This window comes from Sphaerothrix gracilis Ecp01, from assembly GCF_030405905.1.
In the GTDB taxonomy this organism is placed as follows: Bacteria; Cyanobacteriota; Cyanobacteriia; order Phormidesmidales; family Phormidesmidaceae; genus Sphaerothrix; species Sphaerothrix gracilis.
This window is the reverse complement of the sequence record NZ_JASATW010000010.1, coordinates 140,836-161,060: the sequence shown is the minus strand read 5'-3', so window position 1 is coordinate 161,060 and position 20,225 is coordinate 140,836. Positions and strand designations below refer to the sequence as shown.

Genomic DNA, 20,225 nt, shown 5'->3' with positions numbered 1-20,225 from the left:
AGTTGCTGAGCAGTCTTCTTCATCATCCTTTCGCATTTAGCCTGCATGAAGCAAAGCCCCACAGGACAAACGACAGCAGACCTATGCGATCGCGGCTACCAGCAAAAATAGGCTATCCACAATAATAGTGCTGAAGACAGCGCCGCCAAAGGCCCACCAGTGAATACTGCGGCTGGTGGCTAAAGGCAGACAGCCACAAACAACCAGCACACACAAAAGCAGTAAGGCATGGCCGAGTCCACCACTGCTCTGCAGCTGTACCAGCGCCCTATGCAGAATGTCAGCCGCCTGATCGGAGGGTAGCTGCATGAGCTGACGCCAATAGGGAATTAAATTAGTCCAATAAAAATAAAGATCTGTCAGCGCTGTGCCGAAGAGAGATCCCAAATAAAAATAGCTGCCAACCAAGCCGCGTCCAGCCAGCAAACAAGCAATGACAATGGGCAGGCCAATCGCTTCAATGGGTAAATGAATTAGGGGTTCCCAGCGAAACCAGCCCCAATAAATAGATCCTGCTAGCCAAGTCCAGGTGAAACCGACCAGCAAATCACCCCACGGCCTAGCGTAAGACAGCTTGCTCATCGCTAAGCTCAACCCGGCAAAGAACCAGCCGCCAGAAAGCAGCAGGCTCAGCCAGGGCAGCGATCGCACCAACGGTGCCTGAAAGAAAACCGGCACTACAACTAAAAATATCGCCGCTGCCAAAACCTGCCAGCGCTGCGGAATTTTGATGAGCCGCTGCAGGAAAGGGGAGGCTGTCGTCAGCGGGCGATAAGACGTTGAAGTGCTGTAGTAAGACAAAAGCTTTCCTGAGAAAAAATTAACTATTTTTAACAATAACACACTTTTATCCCCTGGGGGGGGATACGGAAGCGTTCATAATCATAGTTTAATTTTTCAGATTCAGCTACAGGCTGGCGGCTTATCTCATCCGGTTACTTTGCTAGAAGTTCAAAAACTTTTATTTATCTGGCAAACATAGAAGCAGCGGCAGCGACGCGGTTCAGTCAGTTTGCGATAATGTCGATGACATTTTGACAGATGGCCCTTTATTAGCAGTTGCCAGTTATTTATGGATCAGCTATTCCTTGAATTGATGTCTGGCCTTGATTGCCTGCCAATGGCGCAGGCAGTGCCATCTCAGGAGCTAGGACAGCTCAACTTTTGGCAGGCGATTGTGGTGGGTATTGTGCAGGGACTGACGGAATTTCTGCCCATCAGCAGTACGGCCCACGTCAAGATTGTGCCGGTGGCTTTGGGCTGGGGCGATCCGGGGATCGCGTTTACGGCGGTGGTTCAGTTGGGCAGCATCGGCGCTATTTTGGGCTATTTTTGGGCAGATGTGCGCCAGGTCTGTGTTGGGACGGTGCAGGCGCTCAATAAGGGCGACTATCAAAGCAGTGATTTACGGATGGGGGTGGGGATCCTGCTAGGGACTCTGCCGCTGGTATTGCTGGGCCTGTTGGTTAAGCTGTTTTTTGCGGCAGAGTACGACGCTTTTGGTCGCAGCTCATTGACCATTGCAATTACCTCAATCGGTTTGGCCCTGCTATTGGGACTGGCGGAAGCGGTTGGCAAACGGCAGCGGGGTTATGAAGCAGTTGGCCTCTGGGACGGCATTCTGGTGGGGCTGGCTCAGGCGCTGGCCTTGATTCCGGGTGTTTCCCGTTCTGGCTCTACGATTACCGCCGGATTGTTCATTGGGCTTGATCGGCCAACAGCAGCTCGCTTTTCGCTGCTGTTGGGTATTCCGGCGATTCTAATTTCAGGGCTGGTGGAAGCGACCGATCTGCTAGAAGTTGAGGCGGGAGATGTGGGCTTACTGGCGATCGCGGCGGGCGTGATTGCTTCAGCCATCTCCTCTTACCTAGCGATTTACTGGCTGATTCGCTTTTTGCGTGACCATACAACCTGGGTGTTTGTGTTCTACCGCATTGGCTTTGGTCTGGCAATCTTGTGGGCGATCGCCACTGGGCGAATGCCGAATATTTGAGAAATGATTCATCATGGGATTGGCGTCATTGCGTATCTCTTGTGAGCAAGTCTGCGATTCAGCCAGCGACCATTACCCGCGTGCTGCCCGGATCAATTGCGGCGGAAATTGGCTTTGAACCGGGCGATCGCCTGGTTTCGATTAACGGTCAGTCACCCCGCGACCTGATTGACTATCAGTTTCTCTGTGCTGACGAAGTACTGGAGTTGGCGGTGCTAGACGCGGCCGGTAAGCTGCACCAGGTTGAAATTGAAAAAGACTTTGATCAGGCTTTAGGTCTGGAATTTGAATCGGCCCTGTTTGACGGGCTAATTCAGTGCAATAATCGCTGCCCCTTCTGCTTTATTGACCAGCAGCCGCCCGGCAAGCGACAGACCCTTTATCTCAAAGATGACGACTATCGCCTCAGCTTTCTCTACGGCAGCTATCTCACCCTGACCAACTTACCGCCTGCCGAATGGGAACGCATTGCCCAAATGCGGCTTTCGCCGCTGTATGTCTCAGTTCACGCCACGGAACCAGCGATCCGCAGCCACTTACTCAAAAATCCGCGAGCCGGGCAGCTTTTGCAGCAGCTCCAGTGGTTTCAGGAACATCGGCTGCAAATTCATGCTCAGGTAGTGGTGTGCCCCGGCATCAATGATGGAGTTCATTTAGAGCGCACCCTGAGAGATTTGGCCCGCTTCCATACCGGGGAGATTCCAGCTGTGGCCTCGGTGGCGGTGGTGCCGGTGGGCTTGACTCGGTTTCGGCCTGACGCCGATGAGCTGGTGCCGGTGTCTACCGCGAAGGCCCGTGAGGTGATTGCGCAGGTGCAGGCTTTGCAGCAGGAGTTCGAGCAGCGCTTTGGCTCTATATTTGCTTGGCTAGCCGATGAATGGTTTTTAATTGCGCGGCAGCCCCTACCCCCAGAATCTCATTACGAAGACTATCCCCAAATTGGCAACGGGGTGGGGTCGATTCGTCAGTTTCTCAGACAGTTTGAGGACTGCGCTCAGACCCTGCTGCCGCCGAGGGTGCAGCCTCGCAGACACTTAACCTGGGTGGTTGGCAATGCTGTAGAGGCGGCCTTTGACCCTGTTGTCAATCGGCTAAACCAGGTGGAAGGGCTGACGGTAGATTTAGCGGCGATCGCCAGCGACTACTGGGGTCAGGCAATCACCGTCACGGGTTTATTAACCGGTCAGGACTTGCTGGCGAATCTGGCAGAACGGGACTTAGGCGATGGCTTGCTGCTGCCGACGCTGATGCTCAAGCAGGGCGATCAGAAACTTCCTGCAGATAGCTACTTCTTAGATGATATGAGTGTGGCAGAATTGGAGCGGCAGCTAGGCCGCAAAATTTGGCTGGTAGAAGATATTCCAGCTTTGATCAGCGCCTGCATTCAATCTGAGCGACCTGCTTCCCTGGAAACCGCCGATTTAACCCAGCGTTAGCTCTAGGTTCCAGTATTCTAGAGTTGCTGTAGGCTGGGCCTAAGCCCACCTCTCCATACAGCGCTTTTGGCAGAATCCCTAATTTTGTAAGCAAGTTTGTATGCGCATACTTTATCTCTACCGAGTTGCTTCAGTCTGTTTGAGCGTGGGAACTGTGATCAGCCTGTCTCCCAGTACAGCTACGGCAATTGACGAGACGACTCATACAACCGCCGGAGCTAACTCAGTAGCGATCGAGCCGCTGAATCCTGCCACCGCAGCGAATGCTGTGCTGACAGAGAAGGCAGCGATCGCTGCCAGCAAAAATCAGGCATCTACTCCAGAGGCTTCTAGGCTATTACCTGAGTCACCGCCGCTCTCAGAGGGAACACAGCCGCGACCAGCCGCCTCAGTGATGGCGCAGAGTGAACCTGAGTTTTCATCTCCGGCGGCAGTAGCTGATATCGCCGCGAACCAGTTACCTTCTCCGGCGGCAGCTCAGCCAGACTCCGCCGATTCCAGTTTCTCAACAATTCCCCAAACAGCGGCTCTACCAGCCCCAACTGACGAAAATACGACAACCGTAGACGCAGACGAGGCGGCGCCAGCAGCGGTGACTTCGGCTGTAGACCCTGACAGCCACAGCGCCCCCACAGTGGCCCAGAATCTTCCAGAGCTTGAGCCTGTGCCGTCTGAGCCAATCGACGGCGAGATTGAGCCAGAAATTGTGCCAATTGAAGGTGATTTGCTACCGGATGAGCCATCTATAGCCGAGCCGGGTGAAGCGCCTGAAGCCCTCTATGCCGATCCCAATCCGCTGCTGTATCCCACTCAAACCGACGAGGTTGAGATTATTGGCACCCAGCCAATCACCCTAGATCAGGCTATTGAACTGGCTTACCGAAATAACGAAGATCTGCAAATCGCCCTTTTAGAGCTAGAGCGAAGTCAGGCAGCGCTGCGGGAAGCACAAGCAGCTCTTTATCCAACAGTGAGTGCCAGCGGCGATATCACCTCGCGTCAGGCCACAACAACTTCTTTAGGCTCCACAGGTACCACAGGTGGGGTCATTGGAGGAGGTCAATTTTCTACCGACGAGGAACTGCAAACCACAGTCAGTGGCAACCTAGATGTCAACTACAATCTCTACACGTCAGGACGCCGCGCCGCCAACATTCGTGCAGCAGAACAACAACTGCGCTTTAATCAGCTAGAAGTTGAGCGCCGCCGGGCCGAGCTGCGGCTAAATACTGCTACTGACTACTACGACTTGCAAGAAGCTGATGAGCAAATTCGGATTAATCGCTCGTTTCTAGAAGAAACCCAGCGCAACCTGCAGGATACTCAGCTACGGGAGGAAGTCGGAGTCGGCACTCGCTTCGATGTGCTGCGAGCTGAGGTACAGGCGGCCAATGCTCGCCAAAATTTGATCCAGTCGCTCAGTCAAAAAGAAATTGCTCAGCGTCAGCTAGCTAGACGACTCAATCTGCCGCCTGTGCTAGAAGTTGACTCGGTTCCCCCAGAGCTAGCGAATGTCTGGCCTTTGTCTCTAGAAGAGAGCATTATTCTAGCCTTTCGCAATCGAGCTGAGCTAGAGCAGCAGCTTGCGCAGCGCGAAATTAGCGAGCAGCAACGCCGCATTGCCCTCTCTCAGCTAGGGCCTCAGGTCAGCTTGTTTGCCAACTACAACCTGCGTAATACCCTAGACGAGGGCGAAGGCTTTGATGATACCTACTCCCTGGGAGCAAGAGTCAGCATTGACTTGTATGAAGGAGGGCAGGCCGTGGCTCAGGCAGCTCAGCGGCAGCGAGACATTGAAATTGCGGAAACTCGCTTTTCAGAAACCCGCAATTTAATTCGCTTTCAGGTGGAGCAGGCATACTTCACTCTAGAAGCCAATCTGTCTAATATTCGTACGGCTGAGCTGGCTGTGGAGCAGGCGGAAGAAGCCCTTGAGTTAGCTCAGCTACGCTTTAACGCTGGGGTAGGAACCCAGCTTGACGTACTCAGTGCGCAGTCAGAGCTAACTGAAGCCAGAGCTAACTTAGTGACAGCCGTTTTGGGCTACAACCGGGCTTTGGCTTCTATAGAGCGGGCTGTAACCAACTTATCGGAATCAGCCAGCCCGGATGAGCTGTTTTAGAATCGACTTTTAGAAAGACGCTAAACCGCCCGTGAAACGGCCTGGAACTCTCTCAAAGTTAGCTACGAAGAGGGCGGCGATGGTCAATGACACAAAAAGCCGGAAGGGGGGAACAACGCCAGGAGATAATCCCACACGTACCAGGTCTCAGGCTTAGAAGCTTCTGGGGCTGAACTGACTACCTGGGGTTCAGCCGTTTAACCCTGGGTCGGCAGCAGGTGGGGCGATCGCTGCTTTATTCTGTATCTTTAAGATTGGCGAGGGTTTCTGCATCGCACAGACGAGCGATCGCCTGTTCTGCTGAGATTAGCCGCTTGAGTACCACCTGTCCAATCGATTGATGATGATTGGCGTCAGTGGGTCTAACTTCTACCATTAGTACAGCTTCTTCCACCTGATAGAGCCACAATTTTTCTTGTTGCTCTTCAATAAAGAGCGCCAAGCGTTGAATGTGGGGCCGGCGCTGCCAGGCAAGCTCATCCCACAGACCGCCGAACTCCCAAACTCTTGCGACTCTCCAGCCGTCTGATAGAAAAAAATACTTCACAGAGCTGCATAATATTTCAACCTATGAAATTATCCACTGTCTTGACTGATTTAACAGGACAACGGACTTTTTCTTATTTTTGAAATAAATTTCTGAGAAAAGATAGGGATGTGCCCTGAAGCACATCCCTTAGCAGAGGCTGAAAGAACATAATTAAAGCCGTTAGGCTCTTGAGGGCTAGCCAATCCGCAGCAGCTCAACGTCAAAAAGCAGGGTGGAATTGGGCGGAATAACGCCGCCAGCGCCCCGGCTGCCATAGCCTAGCTCAGGCGGAATAATGAGCTGACGCCGACCGCCAACATGCATGTCCATCACGCCTTCGTCCCAGCCTTTGATCACCTGTCCCACGCCAATGGTGAAGCTGAAAGGCCGATTGCGATCGCGGGAGCTGTCAAATTTAGTCCCGTCTTCTAAGGTGCCCGTGTAATGAACCGTCACTCGCTGGCCCGGCTGGGGCGAAGCGCCCGTACCTTCAACCAGTTCAACGTACTTTAAGCCGGATTCCGTGGTGACAACGTCGTCGTTGGTGGGAGCAGTCTCTTCTGAAGGCATATTGAGGGTTAAATCGTCGGCAGATTGAGCAAGTCTAGTCTCTTCGGGCTGAGCAATGGCGGGGGAGCTGGCTTGGAGATTGGCGGCGATCGCCTCACTGCGGCCAGAGGTAACCTGGGCCGTAATCAGCACCACACAGCAAACCACCAGAACACCAAAGCTAATTAAGATTTCTCGCACAGCTTTTTTCCTAAATAGCAACGATTTGAGCATACTATTTCCATAGCTGATTTTCGATTTCTCTCAGCTTACGCTCCAAGCGATCCAACCGGCCCCGCAGCTCATCCATTTCTGACTGCTGCGGTACGCCTAAATCCTGCATGGCATTGCGCAGCTGCCTTTGCATCTGCTCTTCAAACTTGCCCTGCTCGGTATTAAGCTGCCCCATCAGGTCATCTACAAACCGTCGGGCCTGATCAGAATTGAGCCGACCATCTCGGACCCACTCATCGGTAACTTCTTTGAGCTTTTCGGCCACGAGAGAGGTCGTGCCCACGCCGATCATAATTAGCTGCCTAAGCAGATTGTTGGTGTCCATCCTGTTTTCCCGCTGCGAACTTAGAAGCGCCTGTGGCCGATGCTCAGACCCAGCCTACCGCTTTATTCTGACAAAAGATGGAGCAGCCCGCAGAAATTTATAGGCGCGGAAGTCCGAACCTGCCGCGCCTGCTAGTAAATGCTATGGCCCAATCGCAGCTATCGGCGGCGATCGCCTCGCCGCTTGCCCACTACCGGGTCTGCTGCGTCGGCAGAGCGCCCGGTCGAGCCGTGATTGTAACTTCGCGGCCACCCCGGCGGATATTCAAGCGGAGGTCATCTCCAACCTGCACGGCAGATACCTGCTTTTGAACAGCCTCGGAATCGACGACCCCTTCACCGTTCACCCGGCGAATCACATCGCCAGCCCGTAGTCCGGCTCTAGCAGCAGGTGAATCTGGCACAACGCTGACAATCAGAATACCTGTCTCCTCGTCAACGCTAAAGCCGACATTAGGATTAGCGTCAATTTCGGCCTTGGTTTCTGGATTTAAGGTGACCATCTGAATCCCCAGGTAAGGATGCTCTACTTTGCCATTGGCAATCAGTTGATCCGCAATCTCCTTAGCAGTGTTGATGGGTACGGCAAAACCAATCCCCTGCGCCCCTTGAATAATGGCGGTGTTTACGCCAATCACTTGACCTTGCTCATCTAGCAGCGGGCCGCCGGAGTTGCCGGGGTTGATGGCCGTATCAGTCTGGATAAAGTCTACGCGCTTGTCTGAAATGCCGACGTCGCCGCTAGAGCGTCCGGTAGCACTGATAATACCGGCGGTAACGGTATTGTCCAGGCCGAGGGGATTGCCAATGGCGATCGCCCACTGTCCCGGTCTAATTTGGTCAGAATCGGCAAGCTGCACCGTGGGTAGATCGGCCCCTTCGACGCGAATCACGGCAATGTCTGTCACCGGATCGCTACCTAAAACTTCTCCGGCCAAAGAGCGTCCGTCTTTGAGCGTTACCTGCACCTTGTCCGCGCCGTCAACCACGTGGGCGTTAGTCAGCACGTGTCCCTGATTATCCAGGATAAAGCCGGAACCAACGCCGCGCTGAATCCGCTCGGAGGGCTGCATGGGAATTTGATCACCGAAGAAACGGCGCAAGAAAGGATCGTTAAAGGCTTCCGGCACTTCTTGTCGCACAGTTCGGGAAGCATTGATCCGCACCACGGCAGGCCCGGCAGCATCGACTACCTGACTGACAAAGTTACCTCCGCTGCTAGAACCCCCTGGAATAGCCTGAGCAACGGCGGCAGATTCAGTTGAGGTGATGGCTGTTTGAGCAACGGCCTGCTGGTTTAGAGGCGACTGCGGACTCCAGGCAAAGTAGCCTCCCGTAGCGGCCAGTCCTGCACCCAGCAGAACACAGGAACTGCGGGATAGCCATTGTTGCCAGCCGGACTGAACTGTTTGAGAAGAATTGTCTAACTGCATTCTATTATTCACCTCTATCTGCGATAAGCTGTCTGGTTTTTCTAATCACTTTGCTTATAGTCCTTACTCTAATGAGCGGATATGGCGGCCATGTGGAGCTAGTGTGAAAATACTGCAACGGGGAAAATCTATGAGAGGATCAGCTACAGCAGCAAGCGATCGCAGCAGATATGGTAATTGAGTGGCTTAAATTTCGCGTCCCGGCGGAGCAGCGGGAAAAGTACGTGCAGATCGATGCCGAAATTTGGAATTCAGCTTTAGAAAAATATGATGGCTTTATGGGCAAGGAAGTTTGGATCTCGCCAGACGATACCTCTGAGCTGATCTTGGTGATCCGCTGGGCCAGCCGAGAGCAGTGGAAAGCAATTGATCAAGTTGGGCTAGACAAGATTACCCGCGCATTTGATCAGGCTCTGGGCTTTGAATACGAGATGCTGGAGTCTAAAGAGTATCAGGTGCGTCGCTTTCTCAGTAGCTGAAAGCGGTAAGGTCTAAAATCTCGCTAGGATAGCAGTACGCCTACTCTGAAGTTACTATGCCAGCCTGTCCTCGCTGCCAGCAGCCTGTTCAAGCTAATGATTTGCAATGTCCACGCTGTAGGCTAAAGCTGAAAGCTTACGGTCATCCGGGCATTGAACTTTACAGAGCGGAGGAAGGTACTTATTTATGCTCGGACTGTGTTTATGACGCAGACGATACCTGCAACTTTCCTCAACGTCCGTTTGCCCAGTCCTGTACCCTCTATCAGTCCAAGGCGGCTCCTGTGGCAGACTCTGTCACCCAGCCTGCTGTCTTCCCCAATCGAGCCTGGTTAAGACGTAACTTACCCTGGCTGACCCTGGTGGGATTGTTGCTTATTAGCCTGCTGATTGCAATATAGGGGAGGTTGACTGGGCCCCTTCTGAACTGCTGGTAGCGGCTGTTCCCTCGTTTTCGATCGCAGCGGTATACAGGTTGAGGTCAAACCAGAAAGTGGTGCCTGTTCCCACTTCGCTGACCAGATTGACGCGGCTGCTGTGCTTTTCCACAATGTTTTTGACAATGGACAGCCCTAAACCCGTCCCCTCCAAGGTGTGAACCCGGTTTTCTACTCTAAAAAAGCGATCGAAAATAGCGGCCTGATCCTCAGGAGCAATACCAATGCCCGTATCGGCAATTTCAATGCGCACGGCGCTGACGGTATTGTGTGCAGCTGGCTGCGGCGATCGATAGGCTCGAATCATAATCTGGCCGCCCGCCGTAGTAAATTTCAAAGCGTTACCGACGAGGTTGACTAAAACCTGAAGCAGTAAGTCATAGTTGCTTAATACCAAGGGCAAGTTAGTCTCAATATCAGACAGCAGTTCAATCTGCTTATCGCGGGCATTAAGCTGATAGGTGCGCAGGGTCTGTTCAATCGGCTGCGTCACGTCCACGCCGCTGAGCTGATAGCGACGATTCGACTCTAAGCGCGATAGGTCAAGCACGTCGTTGACCAAGCGGGTGAGGCGATCGGTTTCGTGATTGGCGGTTTCTAAAAATTCGCGGCGTTCTGGCTCGCTGAGATCTTCGCCGTATTCGTGCAGCGTTTCAATAAACGACTTGATGTTGAATAGCGGCGTTCTCAGCTCGTGGGAAACATTGCTGATGAACTGGCTTTTAGCTTCGTTTAGAGCCACTTCGCGGGTAATGTCTTGAACGGTTATGGCAATGCCTTTGACATTTTCCCTGGCCTGATCGAGCACTGTGTTGAGCAAAATTCGCACGGTGCGACTAGAAGGCTCTGGCAAAATCAGGCGAAATTCCATCACCTCAGCGTCTCCCGCAGCCGCTTCGTAAAGGGGACGGGTGAGCTGAATAGCGACAGAACTGGGCAAATGCTCTAGAACAGTCTCCGTCTCTAGGAATCTATTTTCCCAACCAAAAAGACGCCGGGCGGCAGGATTGACCAAAACAATCCGCATTTCTGTGTCTAGCAGAATAGCCCCGTCAGCAATGGTTGAAACCAGAGTTTCCAGCTTGGCTTTTTCTGCCGTCAGTTCTTCAATATTTTGTTCTTCATAGCGCTCTAGGCGCTCGGCCATGTCGTTAAAGCTGTGAATCAGCTCGCCTAGCTCTCCGCCCAAAGGAAGATCAATTCGCTGCTGAAAGTTACCGGCGGCAATGTTTTTAACGCCGACCAGGAGTTCTTTGATGGGCTGGGTAATGGTGAGGGCATTGAAAACCGCGCCTAAGATGACCATTACCCAGATGGAGACAAAGACGGCGACGGTAACGTCGCGGGTGAGATGGGAGGAGGTGACAACCGTGGGATTGGGGTTGATACCCAAGGCAAGGACACCGAGATATTCGCCTTCATAGTTGAGGGGTACAAAGACATCGGTGACTTCGCCCAAGGGCGTGATGTGCTGTCGTACTAGCGGCAGATCAGCGCTGCGAACGTAGTTTTCCGGGAGCTGCATCCGCCGCCGAATGGCTAGGGAATTTTGCACCGCCGGCTCAGAGTAAGGAATGCCAAAGAAAATGTCGCCATCTTCGTCGGCATAGAGCATATAGCGCACGCTGGAGGTGCTTTGGTAAAAGCTATAGGAAAAGCGGGCTAGCTCAGTGCGATCGCCCTCATAGACCAGCGGTGCTACATTAGCCGCCAGTAGCAGCCCTAAGTCGCGGCCAAAGCGAGTGTCATTCAGCCGTGCATCCTGCTGAATTGTGTTGACCGCCCAAAAGGTCAGACCGCTCATGATCAAGGAAACTACCAGCGTTGCCCCTGCCATGAGCCGCGTCTGGAGGGTAAAATCGCCCCACCAGCGAACAATCAGTTCTCTGAGCTTGCCTAAAATCTTAATCAAAGCCGATTTATGCCGTAAGCCTTATTGCATTGGTTCAATAATATATGCCTATTTTCGCACGAACATTCCCCAGCAAGCGGGTTGCTTCACAGACTGCCTCATTGAGCCTATTTCGAGCCGCTTAGACCTGAACCAGCTGATAGCCGCCACCGAGGCCAGCGCTAATTTCATCAGGGGTGACTTTACCGTCATGATCGCGATCGAGGGCGTCAAACACCGCATCGGTGCCCATCCACTCTTCGCGGGTGATGAAGCCATCGCCATCTAGATCGTAGGCTTGAAAGACCTCTTCAGCCGCCTGATTGACCAGCTGTTCCCCTTGTAGCCGCAGGCGCAGGCGATCGGCCAGCATGGTTTCTAAAGTTTCTAGCGCCTTGCTAAAACCACGAATCCCTTCATCTAGCTTCTCTGAGGCCATGCGATCGCTCTGGTGCATTTTGTCAAAAGTCGCTTTGTCCATCGTGATTTTGGCAATGTCAGCCTTAGCGGCCTTTTCGGGCGTGAGCTGGCGGGGCAGGTCTGCTTCAGTGCTATCTAGCTGCGCCAGGAGCTTGGGTGAAATCGTCAGCAAGTCGCAGCCGGCAAGCTGGGTGATTTCGCCAATGTTGCGGAAGCTGGCCCCCATAACTTCGGTGCTGTAGCCAAACTTTTTGTAGTAGTTGTAGATTTCGGTGACGGACTGAACGCCGGGGTCTTCCTCAGGCGGATAGTCCTCGCGGCCTGTTTCCTTTTTGTACCAGTCGAGGATGCGACCGACAAAGGGCGAAATCAGGGTGACGCCGGACTCGGCGCAGGCGATCGCCTGATGCAGGCCAAACAGCAGCGTCAGGTTGCAGTGAATGCCTTCGGTTTCTAGCACCTTGGCGGCCTGAATCCCTTCCCAGGTGGAGGCAATTTTGATCAAGACGCGATCGCGGGAGACCCCAGCCGCTTCGTACTGAGCAATCAAATCTCGCGCCGTTTCAAGGGTAGCTTCGGTGTCGTAAGAGAGGCGAGCGTCTACCTCAGTAGAAACTCGTCCGGGAATAATCTGCAAAATCTTGAGGCCAAAGGCAACCGCCAGCCGCTTGAATGCCAGGTTGGCAATATCTTTATCACTAGCTCCAGAGCCAGCATCAGCCTTGGCTTTTAGCAGCGTCTCGTCCACAATTTCCTGATACTGAGGCATCTGGGCAGCAGCGGTAATCAGCGACGGATTAGTAGTCGCATCGCGCGGTTTAAACTGCTCGATCGCCTGAATATCGCCAGTATCAGCGACCACAATGGTCATTTCCCGTAGCTGCTCTAGCAAACTCTGCGCCATGACTGTTCCTCAGCGGTGCCGTGATTGCTTTTATTGTAGTCAGCCTGGCCTGATTTACTGTTAATCGGAGATTAAAATCGAGAGGGCAAGATTACATCCGGGTCAAAGCCTTTACCTTGGCTAGCTTGGCTTCGTCTAGACCCGCCAGCTCATTGACCTGTAGCCAGCCTTCTTTAACCAGTTGGGAAAATACAAAAACGAGAGAGGATTCCCTATCGTCGTACTTGCCGTCAATCTCGTACCTTTTGGTGCTTAAAAGGTCATGAAGCTGCCAAATATCTTCCAGCGCTGTAATATCGCCCGCCCTTGCTCGAACTGTTGAGATTAAAGCCTGAACCTCTCGGTCATAGGCGCTTTTTAGGGCCGCTTGAGCAATTTCCTTTTCAGCCAGCGACCACTCAGTATTACTCACCTGCATTATTCAAATCTGATATTCTCGAAATTTTTGCCTTACATATCTTAACAAAATGTCTCATTTTCTGACGCTGAAAGCGCTCTGAGTCTCCAGAGCGCTTTCAGTTAAGGGGTAACTTTTCGGCCTACAGAAATTGGCTGGTTGGGCTTATCGGGCGAGATTCAGCAATTCCTTCGGGGACGCCAGCAGGTCAATTGCCACAAAGAAAATCTTGTTTTCAGAGTTCAGCAAGAAGCGCCAGGCCATGTTCATGCCGACGTTGGCCCCGAACCAGGGTGTCTGCACTTTTCCGGTGACCTTAATTTGGGTGTAGTCGGCCTCTGCTTGCTCTGAAACGCCGCGCTCAGGCATCAGCTTCAGATTTTGGCACTCTTCCCGGAAGAATCGCAGAATGGCTTCTTTACCAACGATTGGCCGCTGAAAAGGTGGCTGCAGTGCTCCATCAGCCGCAAACAGTTCGATCAGGGCATCAAAGTCATTGGCATTCAGGTTGTTCATGTAGCTCAGCACCGTGGAGTTGCTGACGCCTTCAATCGAAACCTGAGTCCGCTGAGCAATTGATGTGGGGGGTACCACAGGCTCAGCTACGCGCTTGTAGCTGCCCAGTTTGCTGGTATCGAAGCCCATATCCACTACGGCATTGCGCAGAACCGTAATTTGCTGACCAGAATCTAAGTTCTTGATGGCCTGCAAGACGGCTGAAGCATTGGCAGAAAGCTGATACCCTTCAGGAATGGGGGCGACGCTTCCCTGATCCATCCACTGACCAAGCTGGTACCAGAAGCCCAGCTTCAGGTTAGGTGTCCAAGTGGCATAAGTCCGGCAGATGGGCGTATCCGCGTGATTGGCCAGATCGCACATGGTCTGGGACTGCTCTTGCGGCGACATCTTCTGAATTTCTTCTAAGGTTCTCTCCGCAAACTGCATATTCGCTGCTCCAGGAGCCGCCACGGTAATTGTGTTACCCATTTCTAGATAAGCGAACCAAATCAGGGCTAGCTGATCTTCGGCGCTGAGCTGGTTGAACCTGGCAACCGTTGCGGGTACGGCATCAGCCGTTAGAGTACTCGGAAAGATGCCGCGAGCCGAATCAATCGTAAATGGCATAAAAATCCCTCAGTAAAATTATTAATTTAGAAAACGCTGGGTCAGACATGGCAAAAACCTGTAGACATTGCCGCTGCCCAAGCTCACATTGTTTTTATGGAAAACGTAACAATGTAAAACAATATTACAAAAAGTTGACTTTTATTTCAATCTTTCATTTGCGCTGAAGGATAGGCATTGCTAATGCCCTTGATTAGTAAGTTGTTGGGCGCTGCTGTCTAGGTTTATCTGTATGGCGGGGAGGGAGGAGCGGCTGGTTCTGAGAAGAGACCTAGCAAAGGGCCGAGGACAATGCCAAAGATGAAGCCGCCCGCATGGGCCCAGTAGGCCACGCCGCCCGTACCCATATCAGCCGTTGCCCCCAAGCTGGCAATGCCGTAGAGGGCCTGCTGCACAAACCAGAAGCCCAGGAAGAACAGAGCAGGAATGCGAATCGTGGTGATGAAAAAGAAAAGCGGAATCAGGGTGAGGATACGGGCCTGGGGAAATTTGAGGATGTAAGCGCCCATCACCCCGGCGATCGCGCCGCTAGCGCCCACCGTGGGTACGGTAGAGCCAGGTTCAAAGATCCACTGGCTCAGGGCGGCTAAAATACCGCAGCCTAGATAGAAAATAATGAATTTGACCTTGCCCAAGCGGTCTTCAATGTTGTTGCCAAATACCCACAGGTAGAGCATATTGCCGCCTAAGTGCAGAAATCCCCCGTGCAAAAACTGAGACGAAATCAGGGTGAACCATTCCTGTAGCGGGTTGGGACCAGCCCCCTGAAAGCTGGTGCTGAGCTGAGCTGGAACAACCGCCCAGCGATCGAAAAATAGCTCTAGTGCCTGGGGCGATAGGCCAATTTCAAACAGAAAAATAGCAATATTTAGACCGATGAGGCCGTAGGTAATATACGGCGTGCTGCGAATCGGATTCTCATCACGTAAGGGAACCACAGGCGCTGCTGGCGAAGGAGTACGTTTTTGATTGTAGGCGCTTATTGCGGGCGGGTGCTGTAGGGCTGTAGCGATTCAGCAGCAGGCTCTCTATGCGGCAGGCAAAATTGTCAAGACGCCCTGATCGCCGTCGATTCTGGCCGGAACGCCCACCGGTAGCGCCGCATTAACCCCGTCATGCCCAAAGGGTAAATCCGACACGATCGGAAGGCCCAAATCGCCCAGGCGATCGCGCAGCACCTCAGTCACGTTAAAGCTGGGCAGCTTTTTGGCTTCGCACTGGCTAAAACGCCCCAAGGCAATTCCCCGAACGGCTTGAAGCCGGCCCATCATGCGCCAGTGAGTCAACATCCGATCGATGCGGTAGGGCGCTTCCGACACGTCTTCAAAAGCCAAAATCACGTTGTCTAAAGCCGGTTCGGCTGATGTCCCTAGCAGACACGTTGCCACCGTCAGATTGGCAGGCATCAGCTTGCCCTCGGCGCTGCCGCCGCCCCAGCCGTTACCGTGCAGTGGCCCAATGCCGCGACCTTCTATCCAATTAAACAGGCGCTGCACTGAGCCGTCAGGTTCATCCGCCAGCGTGGTCAGCAGCGGCCCGTGTATGCCCGCAATGCCGCGCTGACTCAGGCTCCACAGCAGGCTAGTGACATCAGAAAAACCCACCAGCCACTTATTAACGTCCGGCCACTGCCAGTCTTCTAGCAGCCGGGTGCCGCCATAGCCGCCTCTGGCACAGAGAATGCCTTTGCAGTCGGGATCTTGCAGCGCTTTGTAGAGCTGCTGGCGGCGATCGCCGTCACTGCCTGCCAGATAGCCCCACTGAGCGTCATAGCCAGGAATCAGCTCAATTTCGTAGCCCCGCGATCGCCAAACATCGACTCCCTGCTGAAATTTTTCTAGTTCCCGCAGCGCTCCACTGGGGGCAACAACGCAGAGGCGATCGCCTGGCGTTAGCGGCGGTGGTGGTTGGCAAAAAGCAAGTTGCATAAGCGACGGTCACGAAGTATGAAGCGATAACTGGGACCCCCGTGGGGATTCTTATCCTAGCTGAAACCTCGGTGCTGTCAGCCGATCTTAAGCTGTTGTAATGACATCAACTGCGCTAGCGTAAACGTATCTTCCCTGTTTGGATACGAATAATGTGGGCGTGGTTATTTAGGTTTAAGACTCGTTTAGCTGGGCCAATTTTTATTCTGCTGGTGGCAACTGGCTGTGCGGGCGGGCCGCTGAGTCAACTGTTTGAGCGATCGCTAGAGGCCGATCCGCAGCTCAGCCAAAATCCCCCGTTTGGCACCGAGGCCAGTACACCTAATACCGAGGCAGACCCCAGCGACTCAGAATCGACTGCTGTAGACGAACCAATGGCAGAGGCACCGCAGCCGGGCGAGCCTGACTTCATTGGCCCAATGCCGCCGGAGACGGCTACGGCTCCTGAGGAAACAGCGGCGCGATCGCCCGTTCGTAGCCGTCAAAGCTTTAGCGATTTAGATCAGGCCCCAGCAGAATTACAGTCCTATGTAGAAGATCTGGCTCAGGTAGGACTGATTGATACCGCTCCCAGCGAATCAGGTGAGGCCACCAATCAGTTTCAGCCGAATCAGGCTATTACCCGCCGCAACTATGCCCGCTGGCTGTTTAATGCCAACAATCAGTTTTATAGCGATCAGGCCAGCAAAAAAATTCGTCAGGGCGTTGCTAGCGCCCAGCCCGCGTTTCAGGACGTGCCTACTGCCGATCCAGACTTTGCTGCCATTCAAGGACTGGCAGAAGCCGGACTGATTCCCAGCGCCCTCACGGGCAACTCTACTGCCGTCAATTTTCGCCCCGATGCCCCCCTGACGCGCGAAGATCTGATTTTGTGGAAGGTGCCTTTGGATACGCGGCAGGCTTTGCCCAATGCCTCGATTGAGGCGGTGCAGGAAGCCTGGGGCTTTCAGGATGCGGCTAAAGTTGAGCCGCTGGCGCTGAAAGCGGTGCTGGCAGACTATCAAAATGGCGAATTTTCCAATATTCGCCGCGCCTTTGGCTATACGACGCTGCTGCTGCCGAAGAAGGCGACCACTCGCGCCGAAGCGGCGGCGGCCCTCTGGCGCTTTGGTACTCAGACTGAGGGCATTTCAGCTTCGGATCTAGCAGCGGGGAAACCGCCTGCCAGAACAACACCTGATGCTTCTGCACCGGAAGAGGCGGATGAGTCTTAGCTCAGAAACTTTTCGCAGACTAGAGCGCGGCTCACGGTAAATGTTCACCAGGCAGACTCATCCTGTCTTCTACGTAAGTTCTGACTGAGACTAAGCCCTATTCCAGCCGCACGCGCTTGACTAGCAGGCCCATCACCTCACCCGGAACGGGGGTGATGATGACGCGGCCGTCGGGAATTTCAATCGGGTGCGTCCAGCTGCAGGTTTCGGCGTAGCGGGCCTGGTGAAGCTGGTGAATGGTACGCTTGACCAAAGCGGGAGAACCGATCAGGATATGGCGGATGGTTTGGGAGTCGTCGGAGCTGTCGGCGGCGATTTCGGTAAGTGAGGATCGCGCTAACGCCTGCAATCACCGGGCCGCGACGAGTGATTGTCCATTTGAAAACGCCCGACTTCGCGGCTCCGGTGCATTGCTTTGTTATGCCACTATTTGCGGTGTCGTTCGATTTTCGATCTGAGTTCGGCAATCGAAAGCGGAGGGAATTGAAGGTGAACTATACGGTGACAGTTAGCGCACACAATTGCCAAATCGTCGAGCGTTGTTTCAGTATCTTCGGTCAAGTCGGCCAACGGAGTTAGGTGATGAACTTCGCAATAGTCGTCGCCGTAGTATTCCACAAAGCAGAAGCCACAAGCTTCGCATTTCGGAATATCAACAGAGGTCTTTTTTTGTTTTACTAGTTCGCGGTTCCGTTCTCGGACAAGGTGAATTACCAGTTTACGTCGGCCTTCGACGGCAGAAAAAGTTGATGCGTGAATGTCAACGTCTGGCACCAACGCCAAACCATCAGTTTCAGGTTGTACGATTCCGGTTTCGATCAGCGCATTAGCCAATTCAGGCCGCATGATCCAAATAAAGTGCTCTCCGGTTCCGTCGCCCGTTGATAACGACTTCCAATAGCGTGTGCGGGCTGAACCTTTTGGTTCGGTTTCCATCGGCAAAGCGGTTGCAAACTTGTTACCGAGTTTCCCATAGAGAAGGTTTGAAGCGCCGATTCCGCCATATGAGAAATGGTCTCGGATATCTTGCGATGTTACTGACCGACCCGGTGATTGAAACTGGAATCGTAGAACGTCGAGGTCACGTTCTCCCAATTCGTCACGGATTGCATTGATGGCCGCAACGTAATCATGTCGTTTCGGTGGATCAGCAGGCGTAAACATTTAGTGGCATAACGGTGAAGTGCAGCGGCGGCCAGTAATTTTCATCACGGCATCAAGTCTCTATTCCGTCCGCTGCAAGGGGGTTGTTATGCAGCCTTTCAGATGTGATTACAGCAATGCTAAATCACTAAAGCACCGACGTGTAATTTCCATTCGAGCAGCAGCATCTTCTCCACTACGAATCTCTATATTTGTGGCAAAGTAGTAAACATTACCTTCCTTTTCCAAATACCCAACTAACCAGCCGATTTGAGGACTGGCATCATCGCCAAACCCAACCCAACCTGACTTTCCTCGGATGGTGTATTCTGGGGTTTGCTCTAGAAGCATGATGTCTTTGACGATAGAGATCGAGCGCTCAGAGAAGGGTAAATCACCCTCGTAAAAACGCCGAAGAAATTGAATTTGCTCTTGAGGTGTAATCCGCAATTCTCCCTGTAACCAAAACTGATCAATGTCTTCGCTACTACCAATCTGTTGGTTGCCGTATCCTACCTGAGCCACCCAGTCTCGCATCCGTTCATGACCTATTCTACGGGCGAGAACCTGATAAAACCACACAGCAGAAAGCCTAATGGCCTCTTTCATGTTCAGATCTCGGTTCCACTGTGGTACCGTTCTCTGAATGCCGTCCCACGTCAGAACAGCAATTTCATCTGAAATGACACCTGTTTCTAGCGCAATTAGGGAATTTAAGATTTTGTAGGTAGAAGCTGGAAGGAAGCCAGTTGTATTGCGTTCTGGGTTGTGCTGAAAGGTACGATCGTTCTTCGAGTCGTATATCATAATTGAGCCTTCGACTCCCAAATCTTGGAAGTGTCGCCCAAAATCTAAATTTTGAGCAATGTTTGCAGCGGACGAAGCCTCAATTGTTGACTGCGAGAAGGACAATACAGGTTGTGTTGTTTGAAATAGGGTGAAAACAATGCAACTTAACGAAACCAAAGTGATGCTTGTAAAACGAATTGCTCGGTTCATAGCCTTCTACAGCGTAGTGAATTTCTAAGCAGCTATAAGATACAGTAGAAAACTCATGAATTCCAGAACCTGAGATTTAATTCAATCTCTAGAGTATGAGTGACAACATATAAACTCCAAAGTACTTCACGAATTATCAGCTTTGCGGCATAACATTCCGGTTCGGCGGCGGCACGCCGTCCGCTACAAACGGTTGTTATGCTTCGCATACATCCTTGAAAAGCTGGAGTGCTTGAGACCACACGTTCATCATTTCTTCAAAAGCCTCATCAGCTAGCATGACAACATCAAGCGTCGTAACATCATCTCCTTCTCTCTTGAAGTAATAATCTTCTCGCGAACCGATCCACTTTCGCATCATCTCGTCAGTTAGTGCCACTTCAATATTCTGAGGATTGACCATAGCCACATGTTTCATCCTGATAGTCTCATTGGGCACAACATGTTCGACTAATGCCTTTGTGCCACCTTGAGTTTCGTCAAAAAATGAAATGTGCTGCCCCTCTTTCCACTCTCCCTCACAGGTCATACCTTCACCCCAGGCTTTTGCCCAAAGTGGGTACACCGATTTGTCCGTAAGTTTTGTGAATACGAAATTGACAGGCTTATTGATCGTAATTGAATAAGTTAATTTCTTCATGACGTTTCCTCCAGTATTCTAGGCTGCA

Annotated in this window: 21 protein-coding genes; 6 read left to right on the top strand and 15 right to left on the bottom strand. The window is 52.6% G+C overall.

What is annotated here, in order from left to right:
• Window positions 1-81 precede the first annotated feature (81 nt).
• Window positions 82-801, bottom strand: a complete 720-nt coding sequence (locus QJQ48_RS13210; RefSeq protein WP_346291704.1) for a DUF3120 domain-containing protein — start codon at window positions 799-801, stop codon at window positions 82-84.
• A gap of 295 nt (window positions 802-1,096) precedes the next feature.
• Between QJQ48_RS13210 and QJQ48_RS13205 the strand changes: the two genes are divergently transcribed.
• The 3 genes from QJQ48_RS13205 (at window position 1,097) to QJQ48_RS13195 (ending at window position 5,551) form a co-directional block, all read left to right on the top strand.
• Entirely contained in the window at window positions 1,097-1,993 is an 897-nt protein-coding gene (locus QJQ48_RS13205) for an undecaprenyl-diphosphate phosphatase (RefSeq protein WP_428843047.1), read from the top strand.
• Window positions 1,994-2,034: 41 nt separating this feature from the next.
• The gene (locus QJQ48_RS13200; RefSeq protein WP_346291703.1) at window positions 2,035-3,429 is read left to right on the top strand and encodes a TIGR03279 family radical SAM protein; all 1,395 of its coding nucleotides are present in this window, start codon (window positions 2,035-2,037) and stop codon (window positions 3,427-3,429) included.
• 100 nt (window positions 3,430-3,529) lie between these two features.
• Entirely contained in the window at window positions 3,530-5,551 is a 2,022-nt protein-coding gene (locus QJQ48_RS13195; RefSeq protein ID WP_346291702.1) for a TolC family protein, read from the top strand.
• A gap of 235 nt (window positions 5,552-5,786) precedes the next feature.
• Here the strand turns inward: QJQ48_RS13195 and QJQ48_RS13190 are convergent, their stop codons facing one another.
• The 4 genes from QJQ48_RS13190 to QJQ48_RS13175 form a co-directional block, all read right to left on the bottom strand.
• On the bottom strand, window positions 5,787-6,098 hold the full coding sequence (locus tag QJQ48_RS13190; protein ID WP_346291701.1) for a hypothetical protein: 312 nt from the start codon (window positions 6,096-6,098) through the stop codon (window positions 5,787-5,789).
• A 177-nt stretch (window positions 6,099-6,275) separates the two neighbouring features.
• Window positions 6,276-6,830, bottom strand: a complete 555-nt coding sequence (locus tag QJQ48_RS13185; RefSeq protein WP_346291700.1) for an FKBP-type peptidyl-prolyl cis-trans isomerase — start codon at window positions 6,828-6,830, stop codon at window positions 6,276-6,278.
• Between the two features lie 34 nt (window positions 6,831-6,864).
• Entirely contained in the window at window positions 6,865-7,188 is a 324-nt protein-coding gene (locus QJQ48_RS13180; RefSeq protein WP_346291699.1) for a phasin family protein, read from the bottom strand.
• Window positions 7,189-7,378: 190 nt separating this feature from the next.
• On the bottom strand, window positions 7,379-8,620 hold the full coding sequence (locus QJQ48_RS13175; protein ID WP_346291698.1) for an HhoA/HhoB/HtrA family serine endopeptidase: 1,242 nt from the start codon (window positions 8,618-8,620) through the stop codon (window positions 7,379-7,381).
• Window positions 8,621-8,790: 170 nt separating this feature from the next.
• On the opposite strand from QJQ48_RS13175, the gene QJQ48_RS13170 reads away from it, so the two are divergent.
• Window positions 8,791-9,099: a TIGR03792 family protein gene (locus tag QJQ48_RS13170; protein ID WP_346291697.1), complete on the top strand. Its 309-nt coding sequence runs from the start codon at window positions 8,791-8,793 to the stop codon at window positions 9,097-9,099.
• A gap of 56 nt (window positions 9,100-9,155) precedes the next feature.
• Window positions 9,156-9,500, top strand: a complete 345-nt coding sequence (locus QJQ48_RS13165) for a zinc ribbon domain-containing protein (RefSeq protein ID WP_346291696.1) — start codon at window positions 9,156-9,158, stop codon at window positions 9,498-9,500.
• On the opposite strand, the gene nblS is transcribed toward QJQ48_RS13165, so the two are convergent.
• The 6 genes from nblS to QJQ48_RS13135 form a co-directional block, all read right to left on the bottom strand.
• Window positions 9,478-11,373, bottom strand: coding sequence for a two-component system sensor histidine kinase NblS (gene nblS / locus QJQ48_RS13160; RefSeq protein WP_428843049.1), 1,896 nt, complete (start codon window positions 11,371-11,373; stop codon window positions 9,478-9,480). The two genes, QJQ48_RS13165 and nblS, sit on opposite strands and share 23 nt — an antisense overlap.
• Window positions 11,374-11,569: 196 nt before the next feature.
• Window positions 11,570-12,751, bottom strand: coding sequence for a transaldolase (locus QJQ48_RS13155; protein ID WP_346291694.1), 1,182 nt, complete (start codon window positions 12,749-12,751; stop codon window positions 11,570-11,572).
• Window positions 12,752-12,842: 91 nt separating this feature from the next.
• Window positions 12,843-13,169, bottom strand: a complete 327-nt coding sequence (locus QJQ48_RS13150) for a hypothetical protein (RefSeq protein WP_346291693.1) — start codon at window positions 13,167-13,169, stop codon at window positions 12,843-12,845.
• A gap of 144 nt (window positions 13,170-13,313) precedes the next feature.
• Window positions 13,314-14,273: an orange carotenoid-binding protein gene (locus tag QJQ48_RS13145; protein ID WP_346291692.1), complete on the bottom strand. Its 960-nt coding sequence runs from the start codon at window positions 14,271-14,273 to the stop codon at window positions 13,314-13,316.
• A 224-nt stretch (window positions 14,274-14,497) separates the two neighbouring features.
• Complete coding sequence (locus tag QJQ48_RS13140) at window positions 14,498-15,211, bottom strand: rhomboid family intramembrane serine protease (protein WP_346291691.1); 714 nt, start codon at window positions 15,209-15,211, stop codon at window positions 14,498-14,500.
• Window positions 15,212-15,301: 90 nt separating this feature from the next.
• Complete coding sequence (locus QJQ48_RS13135) at window positions 15,302-16,201, bottom strand: S66 peptidase family protein (protein WP_346291690.1); 900 nt, start codon at window positions 16,199-16,201, stop codon at window positions 15,302-15,304.
• A 152-nt stretch (window positions 16,202-16,353) separates the two neighbouring features.
• Here QJQ48_RS13135 and QJQ48_RS13130 point away from each other — a divergent pair, with 152 nt between their 5' ends.
• On the top strand, window positions 16,354-17,415 hold the full coding sequence (locus QJQ48_RS13130; protein ID WP_346291689.1) for an S-layer homology domain-containing protein: 1,062 nt from the start codon (window positions 16,354-16,356) through the stop codon (window positions 17,413-17,415).
• A gap of 97 nt (window positions 17,416-17,512) precedes the next feature.
• On the opposite strand, the gene QJQ48_RS13125 is transcribed toward QJQ48_RS13130, so the two are convergent.
• The 4 genes from QJQ48_RS13125 to QJQ48_RS13110 form a co-directional block, all read right to left on the bottom strand.
• On the bottom strand, window positions 17,513-17,668 hold the full coding sequence (locus QJQ48_RS13125) for a hypothetical protein (RefSeq protein WP_346291688.1): 156 nt from the start codon (window positions 17,666-17,668) through the stop codon (window positions 17,513-17,515).
• Window positions 17,669-17,841: 173 nt separating this feature from the next.
• A complete protein-coding gene (locus QJQ48_RS13120; protein ID WP_346291687.1) occupies window positions 17,842-18,579 on the bottom strand; it encodes an HNH endonuclease in 738 nt (245 codons plus the stop codon).
• Between the two features lie 108 nt (window positions 18,580-18,687).
• On the bottom strand, window positions 18,688-19,557 hold the full coding sequence (gene blaOXA, locus QJQ48_RS13115; RefSeq protein ID WP_346291686.1) for a class D beta-lactamase: 870 nt from the start codon (window positions 19,555-19,557) through the stop codon (window positions 18,688-18,690).
• A gap of 196 nt (window positions 19,558-19,753) precedes the next feature.
• Window positions 19,754-20,197 (bottom strand): SRPBCC family protein, encoded by a 444-nt coding sequence (locus QJQ48_RS13110; protein WP_346291685.1) that lies wholly within the window; start codon window positions 20,195-20,197, stop codon window positions 19,754-19,756.
• Window positions 20,198-20,225: the final 28 nt, after the last annotated feature.